Genomic DNA, 11,527 nt, shown 5'->3' on the forward strand with positions numbered 1-11,527 from the left:
GTCCAACGCCTCGAAAAACCGCACCTTCAACCCAGCACATGCCACGATCCCCGCAACTCCCTCAAATCGAGGGTGTTGCGGGGATCGTTAGAACCCGCCATGTCTCCGAGGGTCCTTCGCGGTCGATCACGCGATCGTCAACGCTGGCGCGCTTTGAACCGCGGCTCTTTCTTGTTGATCACGAACACCGTGCCACGGCGCCGAACGACCTGTGCGCCGGGCTTGTTCTTGAGCGATTTCACCGAGTTTCTCACCTTCATGCAACCAGTCTACATGAAAACGATTATCGAAACCGTGACAGGGTCACGCACTCACGAGATCGTCGGCGGCCTTCACCAGTTCGGCGACGACGTGCCCGATCTCGCCGGAGACCTCGACGTTCTCGCGCGGGTGGGCCGAGCCGAACTTGTCGATGGTTCCACCGATGGAGAGCTGGACGTCCTCGAGGACGGTTCCGCCTGCGATGCGTACGGCCTTGCTGGTGTCCTCGTGCGCCCACTTGGCTCCGTTGCCGCTGGGCGACGCGCTGATCACGACGACCGGCTTGCCCACCATGGCACCCGCACCGTACGGGCGCGAGAGCCAGTCGATGGCGTTCTTCAGCACGGCCGGGATGGTGCCGTTGTATTCGGGCGTGACCAACAACAACGCCGTAGCCTTCTCGGCAGCGGCCCGCAGAGCGAGCGCGGCTGCAGGTGCCGATCCCTCGACATCGATGTCCTCGTTGTAGAACGGGACGTCTCCGAGACCGTCGTACACCACTACTTCGGCACCGGCGGGAGCCACTGTGACAGCAGTCTCGGCGATTCGCTTGTTCACCGACTCGGCGCGCAGGCTTCCGACGAGAACGAGTACATGAGCGTCTGACATGAGGTTATTCCTTCGCAAGTTCGGTTGACGTGATCGTCGGATCAATTTCTACCATGCAAACGGACCGTGGTCCATTTATGTTCCCGGCAAGGTAGGCTTCCACTGTGACCGGCCCGATGCTGCCCATAGCGGGCGAGGAATCCGAACGGTGCGACGCAGCGCGCAACCGTCGCCTGCTCCTCGACGCCGCAACCGATCTGGTGGCGACCGTCGGAGCCGATGCCATCACCATGGACGCCGTGGCGAGCAAGGCCGGAGTGGGCAAGGGCACAGTGTTCCGTCGCTTCGGGAACCGGGCCGGGCTGATGCGCGCGCTGCTCGACCACACCGAGAAGAAACTGCAGCACTCGTTCATGTTCGGCGAACCCCCGCTGGGTCCGGGTGCCGACCCCATCGATCGTCTCGTCGCCTTCGGCCGAGCTCGACTCGAATTCGTCAACGTCCAGGGGGAAGTGCTGCGCGCCGCGGAGAGCGCCGACGACGCGCGGTACTCCGCCCCGGCGCACATGGTCAACTTCACCCACGTCCTGTCGCTGCTCCGCGCAGCCGAGGTGGACGGGGATCTCGAATTGCTCGCGTACTGGCTGCTCACACCACTCGAAGCCACGCTGGTACTCCACCAGTACCGAGATCTGGGGATGCCGATGGATCGCCTGGCCGACGGCTGGGAAGATCTGGTACGCCGAGCAACTCGCACTCGGTAGATCCCTCGCTCACAGCCCGACGACGGCCGCAGCCGCCGCGTGCAGCGCCGTGCCGTAGGAACGGCCGTGACCGGCAGCATGAACTGCGAGTGGATGCAGCTGATGCACAGCCGTGCGCTCGCGCCACCCGGATCGCAGCGGCCGTACCGTCTCGTAGCCGCCGACGACGGCGTCGAGGTGGGCGCAACCGAACAGCGCCAACATCGCCAGATCGGTCTCGCGGTGCCCACCGTGCGCCGCCGGGTCGATGAGCACCACTCCCGCGTCGGTCCAGAACACGTTGCCGTTCCAGAGATCACCGTGAATACGGCTCGGCGGCTCTGCATCGTCGAAGTCGCCGTCGGCGATACGTCGGCACGCCGACTCGACGATCGCCGCCTCCCCGGGCGTCACAGTGCCCGCGTCCTGCGCGATCGAAAGAAACGGCAACACTCGTTCTGCGGCGTAGAACGCTCCCCATGAGGTGTGCACTGTGCTGGTCATGGGCCGAGCACCGATGAACAGCTGACCCGAGAAGGCGACGCCGTCGGCATCCACCGGTGGCGCACCGAATCCGGCGGCTCCGGCGGAATGCATCGCGGCCAGAGCGCGGCCGAATCGTTCGGCTGCGCCCGGCGTGGGGCGGGCCGCAATCAGCCGCTCGAGTTCGATGTACGTCCGGCCATGCCCGAGGACTCCGACGACAGGGGCCGCCGCGTCGCCGAGCCACCGAAGCCCGGCGGCCTCGGCCGCGAAGAAATCGGGATGCGCGTGCGGGTTTCGCTTGACGAAGGTGTCGGAGGATCCACTCACGTCCGTCGACACTACGCACGGCGCGAAGCACCACACCGGCACCCGTCATTAGGATGACGTGATGGGACACATCAACTCGGAATTGCGCTCGGGGATCATGCGCGAGCTGGCCGTGCAGTCGACCATCGACCCGATCACGGAGGTCCGCAGGCGCGTGGACTTCCTGAAGGACTACCTGACGTCGACCCCGGCCTCGGGCTTCGTACTCGGCATCAGTGGCGGTCAGGACAGCACGCTCACCGGCAAGCTCGCCCAACAGGCAGCGACGGAGCTCCGAGCCGACGGACACGAGGCCGAGTTCGTCGCCGTTCGACTCCCCTACGGCGTGCAGGCCGACGAGGACGACGCATCGATCGCGCTGAAATTCATCGATCCCGACCGCACGGTGACGGTGAACATCAAAGCCGCTGCCGACGCCGCAGCGGCCGCGACGGCGGAGGCACTCGGTGGTACCGAAATTCGAGATTTCGTCCGCGGCAACATCAAGGCGCGCCAGCGCATGGTCGCGCAGTACGCCCTTGCCGGCGAACTCGGTTACGTCGTCGTCGGCACCGACCACGCCGCCGAGGCGATCACCGGGTTCTTCACCAAATTCGGTGACGGCGGGGTCGATCTGACTCCGCTCACCGGGTTGAGCAAACGTCAGGGTGCAGCGCTGTTGCGCGAATTGGGAGCCCCGGAGAGCACCTGGCGCAAGATTCCCACCGCCGATCTCGAAGACGATCGACCCGCGCTACCCGACGAGGAAGCGCTGGGCGTGACGTACGAACAGATCGACGACTACCTCGAGGGCAAGGACGTCACCGAGGAGATCGCCGACAAGCTGGAGACGATGTTCCTCGCAACTCGGCACAAACGCACGGTGCCCGTGACGCCGTTCGACGATTGGTGGAAGAGGAGCAGCTGAATCCTGCGCCGCCACCTGCCGGTGGCGGCGCGGCGAACCGCGTGCGCTCAGCCGCCTGCGAAGGGCGGCAGTACGTCGACCCTGCCGCCGATCACGCGCCCGAGATCGCGGGTGAGATTGTCTCCGACCAGGAAAGCCGACACCCTGAGTATCGGCTCCATCGGCGCGCCGTGCCGGGACAGGATCAGCTCCCGCAGATCTGCGAGAGTGGCTCCGATCGGCACGGTCAGGTACTCGGACTCGCAGTGCGACGCGTCGACCGCTGCAGCGAAGTACCGCACCTCCACCTGGGTCTCACCCACCGATGGCTCCCATGCTGCGGGTGGGAGGTACGAAGCCGTCGGCGTCGATGCCGTGACCCGCCCACTTGTTCCACATCGCCCCACGCCACACGGCTGCCAGTTCGTCGTCGGTGGCACCGCCGCGCAGAGCTGCCCGCAGATCGGTTTCGTCGTCGCTGAACAGACAGGACCGAATCGTTCCCTCTGCAGTCACTCTGGTGCGGTCGCAATCACCGCAGAACGAGCGGGTCACCGACGCGATGATGCCGACGGTGGCGTCGGTACCGTCCACACTCCATTCCTCGGCCGGGGCGGAGGGATCGACGCGCCCAACCTCACGCAGGTCGAACTCGGTGGACAGTTCGTCGAGCAGGGTCTGGGCATCGATCATGTTCGCGCGGGCCCACTCGTGGTCGGCGTCGAGCGGCATCTGCTCGATGAAGCGCAGAGCAACGCCTTCGTCGAGGCACCAGCGCAGCAGATCGACGGCACCCGACAGGGTGTCGCGCATCAGAACGGCGTTGACCTTGACCGGCCCGATCCCGGCACGCTGCGCTGCCCTGATTCCGGCGAGCACCGACGGCAGCCGATCTCGTCGGGTCAAGCGCGCGAAATCCTCGCGGTCGACCGAATCCAAAGAGACGTTCACTCGGGTCAACCCGGCGTCCGCCAACGACTGTGCCCGATGTTCGAGACCGACGGCGTTGGTGGTCATCGACAGCGGCACACCGTCCGCGACGTCGGCGCACAGCCGCAGAATCTCGTCGAGATCGCGGCGCATCAACGGCTCGCCTCCGGTGAAGCGCACGTCCCGAATACCGAGCAGGCGTACCGACACCGAGACCACTCGGGCAATCTCGGCGGGTGTCAGCAGCGCCGCAGCCGGGATCGCCGGAAGGCCTTCCTCGGGCATGCAGTAGGTGCAGCGCAACGAGCACTTCTCGGTGATCGAGACGCGCAGGTCGCGGGCCACTCGGCCGAAACGATCGATCAGATGCGGCACGTCCGGCCGGTCGGACACGGAGTTCGCACTGCCTGCAGCCGAACCCGTGGTGGTACCGAACCCGGGAATGCCCAGCGAGGTGACACTGTCCACCGTCACCTCGTACCTCGTCTCCGTCGAAAATCACGTCTGTCGTAGATGTGTCTACCCATTATGCCGCAGCCCACACCGAGTCGACGGACCGACGTGCTTAGGATTGGCACCCATGACGGTTGAGCACACGCACGCGATCACTGGATCCGCACGGTGACCGCTGTATCGGTCGAGGAACACGCCGCCGCGGTCGACACTCTGCTCGCGGCGCTGACCACGAGAACAGCTCAGCGAATTGCTCTCGACAACGCGCTGGGACGCGTCTCGTTCGAGGACGTACGGTCCCCGGTCGATCTGCCCCTGTTCCGCAACTCGCAGATGGACGGCTACGCCGTGGATTCGCGATCCGTGTCCACCACCCCGGTGACGCTTCCGGTCTCGACGATCATCGCCGCAGGCCCGACGGAATCGGCAGTGCTCGCCTCGGGCAGTGCCGCCAAGATCATGACCGGTGCCCCCATTCCGGACGGAGCGGACGCCATCGTCCCCGTCGAAGACACCTCCGTGGCGGCGGAAGGTTCGGTGACGATCCACAAGAGCCGCGCAGCAGGTGAATTCGTACGCGAACAGGGAAGCGACGTGCGGGTCGGAACAGTCCTCGTCGAGTCGGGTCGAGTGCTCGAACCCCGCCACATCTCCGTTCTCGCTGCCGTCGGCTTCGGTGAGCTCGAGGTCCGCTCACGTCCTCGTGTGGCCGTCGTGACCACCGGTGCCGAGCTGGTCGACGCCGGCTCGACGCTGACGCCCGGTCAGATCTACGACTCGAACGGGATCACCCTCGCCGCACACCTACGCGCCAGCGGTGCCGAGGTGGTCTCCGTCGCGCGCAGCTCGGACGAGCCGAGCCGCTTCCGCGAGATCCTCGACGCGGCAGCGGAATCGGCGGAGCTGATCATCACGTCCGGCGGAGTGTCGATGGGCGACTTCGAAGTGGTCAAGGACGTGCTCCGACCGCTCGGCGGCAATTTCGGATCGGTTCGCATGCAGCCGGGCGGACCGCAGGGCATGACGCTGTTCGACGGTGTTCCCGTGCTCAGTTTTCCCGGCAATCCCGTCAGTACCGTCGTCTCGTACATCATGTTCGCGCGCAACATCGTTCGGCGAGCGGCCGGCCTGCCTCCGGTGCTCTCGACCACTGCGGCCCTGCACGAATCGATCGTGTCACCGCCCGGTAGACGACAGTTGCTCCGAGGCCGAATGCGCGAGGACGGTCGGGTGGAGCTCGTCGCCGGCCCCGGCTCGCACCTGGTCGCCGCACTGGCATGGGCCGATGTGTTGATCGACATCGATTCCGAGACAACCGAACTCGCTGCAGGATCCGACGTGGAGGTGTGGCCGCTGTGACCACCGATGCCCAGCTGTCTCATCTCGACGATCAGGGCCGCGCCCGCATGGTCGATGTGGCGCACAAGAAGGAAACCTCGCGCACGGCCGTCGCCGCCGGTGAGTTCGTCACCACTGCCGATGTCATCGCCCTCGTACGCGCGGACGACATGCCCAAAGCCGACGTCCTCGCCACCGCCCGCATCGCCGGCATCTCGGCAGCGAAGCGGACATCGGACCTGATTCCGCTGTGTCATCAGCTCGCCCTCTCCTCGGTGAAGATCTCCTTCGGGTTCACCGAGTCGTCCATCACGGTCGAGGCCACCGCCCGCACCACCGGACGCACCGGGGTGGAGATGGAAGCACTGACCGCGGTCGCCGTCGCGGGCCTGACCCTGCACGACATGGTCAAGGCCGTCGATCCCGGTGCCACCATGAACGGCGTCCGGTTGCTCACGAAAGACGGCGGCAAACACGGGCATTGGCAACGGGACGGTGCAGAGGGCGCCGACGAGGCTGCGGGTGATCCCGTGTTCGAGTCCGCACGGTCCGCAGTGGTTCTGGTGGCCTCCACCGGCGGCGCGCGCGGAACTCGACCGGACACCACCGGCCCCGCCATCGCCACCTGGTTGACCGATCGAGGCTTCGCCGTGCGAGGCCCACTGGTCTACGCCGATGCCGACATCGCGGCCGGACTGCACGACGCCCTGCGCGGCGAACCGTCGTTGATCGTCAGCACGGGCGGAACCGGGGTGTCCCCCACCGACGCGACCCCGGAGGCGACGGCGGCACTCCTGGACATCGACATGCCGGGGATCGCCGATGCGATCCGCACCCGCGGAACATCCGCGACGCCTCATGCGGTGCTCAGCCGCGGTGTCTCGGGTCTGATCGGACGCACGCTCGTCGTCAACCTGCCGGGCTCACCGGGCGGTGTGAAGGACGGACTCTCCGTCCTCGACCCGCTCCTCGACCATGTACTGGCACAGATCGCCGGAGGAGGCCCCCACGATGAGTGAACTCGTCGCACGAATTTCCAGTGAACCGTTGAGTACCGCCGAAGTCGAAGCAGCGGTACAGGATTCGCGACACGGAGCGGTCGTGCTGTTCAGCGGAATCGTTCGTGACCACGACGGCGGACATGCCGTGGAGACCCTGGAATACCGCGCACACCCCGACGCGGAACGCTTCCTGAGCCGATGCTGCTCGGAGGTATCGGCAGAGACCGGATTGGCGGTCGCCGCAGTGCACCGCGTCGGCGATCTCCGGGTCGGCGACCTCGCACTCGTCGCCGCCGTCGGCTCGGCTCATCGCGCCGAGGCATTCGAAGCCTGCGCGAGACTCGTCGAGCGCATCAAGGCCGAGGTCCCGATCTGGAAGCGTCAGGGATTCGAGGGCGGACGCACCGAGTGGGTCGGGCTCTAGCGAGCTAACCGGTCTCGAGGTAGCGATGGACCGGAAGCATGGCAGAGGCGTCGTCGGGGTCGTCCGGTCCTCGCACACACGCGCGCAACCGCTGCTCGACGGCCGAGGCATCGAGATCGCTACCGATCAGCACCAGTGAGGTCTGCACGGGCTCACCCCTCGACCACGACGCGGCCTCGAATCGAATGTGTCGACCCACCGTGTGCACGACGAACTTCTGGGTGTGGCCGGCGATGCCGAAGTGTACGAATCCCTTGATGCGGTAGAGGTTTCCGGAAGGATTCTCCAGGAACTCGATCAGTCGCCGGGGTTCGACGGGATCCGTACTGACGAACTCGGTGTGCGAGTACTGCGCGTGCAGGTGACGATCGTGGTCGTGATCGTGATTCTCCCGCAGTAGTTCGTCGAACGACAGCTGCACCGCCATTGCCGAATCCACCGACCGATCCTCGCGCCGATCGAACAGCAGCAGCGGGTCGACGCGACCGAAGGCAACGGGTACGACGGGCACATCTGCGACGACGGCCTGCACCGTCGAGCGCACCGCGGAGCGTTCGGACTCGGTCACCGCATCGGACTTGTTCAGCACCACCAGATCGGCCAGTTGCAGGTGCTGGTCGATCTCGGGATGCCGCGCACGCGTCTGCGGGAACTCGACCGCGTCGACGACCCCGACGAGCCCGCCGTAGACGATGAATTCGTTCTCGCTACCGCGGACCATCCTGACGAGGTTTCTGGGTTCGGCCAGACCGCTGGCCTCGACCACGATCACGTCGATGGCGGACCGGCGGTGTGCGAGGACATCGAACATCGCGTCCATATCGCTGATGTCGACGGCGCAACAGATACAGCCGTTGCCGAGGGAGACCATCGAATCGACCTGGCCGGCCACGAGCATCGAATCGATGTTGATCGCCCCGAAGTCGTTGACCACAACACCTATTCGGATGCCGGAATCGTTGCGCAGCAGGTGGTTCAGGAGGGTGGTCTTACCTGCGCCGAGAAAGCCGGCCACTATCACCACCGGAATTCGTCGACGCGCCACGGCGTCCGAGACTACCGGTCGGCGAGAATCTGCTTCAGCAGGCCTTGCGCGAACGTGGACACAGCGCTCACGTTGCCCGGGGTCGCCAGTCCTTCCAGGCCGTCGACGCCGAACGAGTCGACGTACGGGGACACACTCTCGAGCAACCGGGACAACGCGCTGCGTCCCTCGGCCGTGGGGCCAACGCCGCCGGGTGCCGTTGCGGCGGTGCCGGTCGTCGCAGTCGGGTCAGGGGTCGCGGGCGTCGTGGTGGCGGTAGCCGCCGGCGTGGTGGCGGCAGACGCCGGCGTGGTGGCGGCACTTGCTGACGGGGACGGGGTTTCGGCCCCGAGAAGGTAGTCGATGATTCCCGTCGAGATGGCGATCGCATGCTTCAGCTGACCGTCCGAGCTCTCGAGAAGAGCTGCGTCGTCGGGGTTCGATCCGTTGCCCATCTCGACGAACACGAGGGGCACCGTGGTCAGTGCAGGCCCGGCGACATCGGATCGCTCCTGTATCCCGTTCTCGACTCCCGCGTAGTTGGCAGGCTCGAATCCGGCCCGCACATAGGAGTCCCGCATCAGCGTCGATGCCGAGCGTCCGCCCTCGGACTGGGCAGCGTCGGCAGCCGCGTTCGGAATCGGCAGCGTGGGCACGATCAGATGGAAGCCGTGCTTGTCGGCATCGGTCGTCGTACTCGTGGAGTCCGCGTGGATACTCACGGCCACGTCGGCCCCGGACTCGCTGGCCGCCCGCGCCCTGTCGTCGACGCATCCGCCCCATCCGGTGTCGTCTGCTCGACTCGTCTTCACCGTCGCACCCAGGCTCTCCAGGCTCGATCGAACGAGTTCGCTCACTTTCCAGTTGATGGTGTGCTCGGGCACGCCCTCCAGGGTGGTCATGCCGGTGGTCTGACAATCCTTGGTGCCGCCCCGCCCGTCGTTCACCTGCCGCTGCAGATTCTCCGAATGTGCGGTGCCCTGGTGGCCCGGATCGAGGAACACCGTCTTTCCGGACAGTTCCGTACTCGCGGCAGGTGCCGTGTCTGCCGGCGTCGCACTGGCCGGTACGGACGCGAGTACCCCGGCACCGAGAATTCCGGCGCACATCAGCGCCGTCAGTGCCGACCTGGTCATCGGTGCAGATTTCATATGGTCTGGCGCAACGGTGGTACTCGCTGCGCAACTCCCCTTTCGGCCCCTCGGACACCGCTGATCCGAACGGGTCACCGCATCACGGGACTCCACACGTCACAACAGACACTTGCGCATCAAGTGAAGCAGATATCGCGATCGACGAGTATCGAGTGATCTTTCGTTAGTAAAACGATTGCGTTTCGTGACCGATTCGTAGCCCGAGGCCACCGATCCAGAGTGGTACCGGCACATCGTCGCTCGATCGCACTCGAACCGACCCAATGGATGGCACTACCAATTCGAACCGGACGGTTCGTCTTTCTCTCGGATAACGACGAACACCGATCGCCGAGAGAATGCCACGGACAATCACCTCGTCGGTTTCGGAGAAGAGGCGAGCCGATATCTGTGGGAATTCTGCGAAACGCGTAACAATCCCACGACCCGCATGGATGAACACAATGTTCAGCCGTATAGTCGCATCAGTTCGATCTGGACATCCCCGCATCATCCCCTGCATCATTGGAGAGCTTCAGCATGGCCAGAAAAGTCTATGTGCAACTTGTCGATGACATCGACGAAAAACCGATCGAATCCGGTGGCGAACACATAACCTATTCGGTCAACGGAGTCAGCTACGAAATCGACCTGAGCGACAAGAACGCGAAGGAATTTCACCGCAAACTCGACTATTACATCGAGCACTCCACCAAGGTCGGTGGAAAGCGAACGAAGAAGTCGAGCGCCCCCGCAACCGGTGCCAAGCGCGACGCCAATCAGACCAAGGCCATCAGAGAATGGGCCAAGGCGAACGGCCACAACATCTCGGCCCGCGGCAGAATCCCCGCCGAGGTCGAGCAAGCATTCGACGCCGCGCACTGAGCTGACGACAGCCGAGTCGGCATCCCGGCACGACCGCCCGGATGCCGACTCGGCGGTCGGTGTCACCGAAACACGAAAAGCGTCGCCCTAGGGCGACGCTTTTTCGTTGACTTACGCGGTCGAGCTTGTCTCTCGGTGGAGCTAAGGGGACTCGAACCCCTGACCCCCACACTGCCAGTGTGGTGCGCTACCAGCTGCGCCATAGCCCCGAGTTACTGCGTGCTCCCGCTCATGCGGTTGCTCGAACGAAGTTACACCATCGGTCGCAGCAGCAACAAATCACCTGGTGCAGCCGGTACCGAATCCTCGACGACCGGCCGCACGAACGCCCCGAGATCAGTTGATCGACGCCAGCCATTCCGAGTCACCGAGCGCATCGACAACCTGACCGTCGACGAGGACTCCTGGTGTTCCGCGGGCACCCGACGCCGCCAGCGCATCCCGTCCTGTGTTCGCATCCGCCACTGCCGTCTCGCGCTGCGCACCGGCGGAGATGCAGTCCGTCGCCAGATCGCTCGCTCCTGCGGATCGAGCGAGTTCTGCGAGTTCGGCATCGGTCCGGTCGGAGTCGCTGCCTTCTTCGGGGCGAAATTCCGGGTCGAACAGCCCGGCATGAAATGCGGAGTAGACCCGCGCGTTCTCCGTCGCTGCCACGCAGTGCGACGCCGCAACGGCACGCGTCGAATAGTCACCGGACGCCGATTGTGGATCCAGGAAATTGACCAGGTGGTAATTCACCGAGACGACGCCGTCGTCGATTTTCTGAGCCAACTCCTGGCCGTGTTTCACTTCGAGGTCGCCGCAGAACGGGCACATCGGATCCTCGAAGACATCGATGACTCGCTGCGCTTCCGGACGCGACAGCTGAACCACCCCGTCACCCGGCAACGACAATTCGACCGCCGGATTCTTGACCGTTCCGTAGCCGTCGTTGCGTGGAGCGTCGCTTCCGCTCTGCCACATGATCGCCACCCCGATGACGACCACAACTACGACGAATGCGATGCCGCCCAATACGTAGGTCATCGTGTTCGAGGTTGCCTCGGGTGTGTGTTTCGTACTGGATGTCTTCTTCTGGCTCACACAG

Annotated in this window: 14 protein-coding genes and 1 tRNA gene; 6 read left to right on the forward strand and 9 right to left on the reverse strand. The window is 65.0% G+C overall.

From position 1 onward, the window contains the following. Positions 1 to 137 precede the first annotated feature (137 nt). Entirely contained in the window at positions 138 to 260 is a 123-nt protein-coding gene (gene ykgO, locus CH276_RS03130) for a type B 50S ribosomal protein L36 (RefSeq protein ID WP_032397721.1), read from the reverse strand. A 43-nt stretch (positions 261 to 303) separates the two neighbouring features. Beyond that, positions 304 to 870: an NAD(P)H-dependent oxidoreductase gene (locus CH276_RS03135; protein WP_045195685.1), complete on the reverse strand. Its 567-nt coding sequence runs from the start codon at positions 868 to 870 to the stop codon at positions 304 to 306. Positions 871 to 974: 104 nt separating this feature from the next. Between CH276_RS03135 and CH276_RS03140 the strand changes: the two genes are divergently transcribed. Next, positions 975 to 1,574 (forward strand): TetR/AcrR family transcriptional regulator, encoded by a 600-nt coding sequence (locus tag CH276_RS03140; RefSeq protein WP_032397719.1) that lies wholly within the window; start codon positions 975 to 977, stop codon positions 1,572 to 1,574. A 9-nt stretch (positions 1,575 to 1,583) separates the two neighbouring features. Here CH276_RS03140 and CH276_RS03145 read toward each other — a convergent pair whose 3' ends face one another. Continuing rightward, positions 1,584 to 2,366 (reverse strand): fructosamine kinase family protein, encoded by a 783-nt coding sequence (locus CH276_RS03145; protein WP_032397718.1) that lies wholly within the window; start codon positions 2,364 to 2,366, stop codon positions 1,584 to 1,586. Between the two features lie 61 nt (positions 2,367 to 2,427). On the opposite strand from CH276_RS03145, the gene nadE reads away from it, so the two are divergent. Beyond that, complete coding sequence (nadE, locus tag CH276_RS03150) at positions 2,428 to 3,273, forward strand: ammonia-dependent NAD(+) synthetase (protein ID WP_032397717.1); 846 nt, start codon at positions 2,428 to 2,430, stop codon at positions 3,271 to 3,273. A 47-nt stretch (positions 3,274 to 3,320) separates the two neighbouring features. Here the strand turns inward: nadE and CH276_RS03155 are convergent, their stop codons facing one another. Then, positions 3,321 to 3,575, reverse strand: coding sequence for a MoaD/ThiS family protein (locus tag CH276_RS03155; protein WP_094629858.1), 255 nt, complete (start codon positions 3,573 to 3,575; stop codon positions 3,321 to 3,323). Beyond that, positions 3,568 to 4,626: a GTP 3',8-cyclase MoaA gene (gene moaA, locus CH276_RS03160; RefSeq protein WP_045199932.1), complete on the reverse strand. Its 1,059-nt coding sequence runs from the start codon at positions 4,624 to 4,626 to the stop codon at positions 3,568 to 3,570. Before moaA ends, CH276_RS03155 begins: the two co-directional genes overlap by 8 nt. Positions 4,627 to 4,803: 177 nt before the next feature. Between moaA and CH276_RS03165 the strand changes: the two genes are divergently transcribed. The 3 genes from CH276_RS03165 to CH276_RS03175 are packed head-to-tail and all read left to right on the forward strand — an operon-like array spanning position 4,804 to position 7,398. After that, positions 4,804 to 5,994, forward strand: a complete 1,191-nt coding sequence (locus CH276_RS03165; RefSeq protein WP_094629859.1) for a molybdopterin molybdotransferase MoeA — start codon at positions 4,804 to 4,806, stop codon at positions 5,992 to 5,994. After that, the gene (moaCB, locus tag CH276_RS03170) at positions 5,991 to 6,992 is read left to right on the forward strand and encodes a bifunctional molybdenum cofactor biosynthesis protein MoaC/MoaB (RefSeq protein WP_094629876.1); all 1,002 of its coding nucleotides are present in this window, start codon (positions 5,991 to 5,993) and stop codon (positions 6,990 to 6,992) included. Before CH276_RS03165 ends, moaCB begins: the two co-directional genes overlap by 4 nt. Next, positions 6,985 to 7,398 carry a molybdenum cofactor biosynthesis protein MoaE gene (locus CH276_RS03175; protein WP_032397713.1) on the forward strand — a complete coding sequence of 138 codons (414 nt, stop codon included), beginning with the start codon at positions 6,985 to 6,987 and terminating at the stop codon, positions 7,396 to 7,398. The genes moaCB and CH276_RS03175 overlap by 8 nt, the downstream gene beginning before the upstream one ends. Before the next feature lie 4 nt (positions 7,399 to 7,402). On the opposite strand, the gene CH276_RS03180 is transcribed toward CH276_RS03175, so the two are convergent. Next, on the reverse strand, positions 7,403 to 8,443 hold the full coding sequence (locus tag CH276_RS03180) for a CobW family GTP-binding protein (protein WP_094629860.1): 1,041 nt from the start codon (positions 8,441 to 8,443) through the stop codon (positions 7,403 to 7,405). 11 nt (positions 8,444 to 8,454) lie between these two features. Continuing rightward, positions 8,455 to 9,558 (reverse strand): N-acetylmuramoyl-L-alanine amidase, encoded by a 1,104-nt coding sequence (locus tag CH276_RS03185; protein WP_094629877.1) that lies wholly within the window; start codon positions 9,556 to 9,558, stop codon positions 8,455 to 8,457. Positions 9,559 to 10,095: 537 nt separating this feature from the next. Here CH276_RS03185 and CH276_RS03195 point away from each other — a divergent pair. Beyond that, positions 10,096 to 10,440, forward strand: coding sequence for a histone-like nucleoid-structuring protein Lsr2 (locus CH276_RS03195; RefSeq protein WP_032398327.1), 345 nt, complete (start codon positions 10,096 to 10,098; stop codon positions 10,438 to 10,440). 136 nt (positions 10,441 to 10,576) lie between these two features. On the opposite strand, the gene CH276_RS03200 is transcribed toward CH276_RS03195, so the two are convergent. Both CH276_RS03200 and CH276_RS03205 read right to left on the reverse strand, forming a co-directional pair. Continuing rightward, a tRNA-Ala gene (locus CH276_RS03200) sits at positions 10,577 to 10,649 on the reverse strand. Between the two features lie 127 nt (positions 10,650 to 10,776). After that, a complete protein-coding gene (locus CH276_RS03205; RefSeq protein ID WP_254924069.1) occupies positions 10,777 to 11,523 on the reverse strand; it encodes a DsbA family protein in 747 nt (248 codons plus the stop codon). Between the last annotated feature and the right edge of the window lie 4 nt (positions 11,524 to 11,527).

The organism is Rhodococcus sp. 06-470-2 (assembly GCF_002258235.1).
In the GTDB taxonomy this organism is placed as follows: Bacteria; Actinomycetota; Actinomycetes; order Mycobacteriales; family Mycobacteriaceae; genus Rhodococcoides.

Coding starts and splice junctions, on each gene's coding strand:
- ykgO (WP_032397721.1), bottom strand. CDS start 260: ATGAAGGTGAGAAACTCGGTGAAATCGCTCAAGAACAAGCCCGGCGCA.
- CH276_RS03135 (WP_045195685.1), bottom strand. CDS start 870: ATGTCAGACGCTCATGTACTCGTTCTCGTCGGAAGCCTGCGCGCCGAG.
- nadE (WP_032397717.1), top strand. CDS start 2,428: ATGGGACACATCAACTCGGAATTGCGCTCGGGGATCATGCGCGAGCTG.
- CH276_RS03175 (WP_032397713.1), top strand. CDS start 6,985: ATGAGTGAACTCGTCGCACGAATTTCCAGTGAACCGTTGAGTACCGCC.
- CH276_RS03185 (WP_094629877.1), bottom strand. CDS start 9,558: ATGACCAGGTCGGCACTGACGGCGCTGATGTGCGCCGGAATTCTCGGT.
- CH276_RS03195 (WP_032398327.1), top strand. CDS start 10,096: ATGGCCAGAAAAGTCTATGTGCAACTTGTCGATGACATCGACGAAAAA.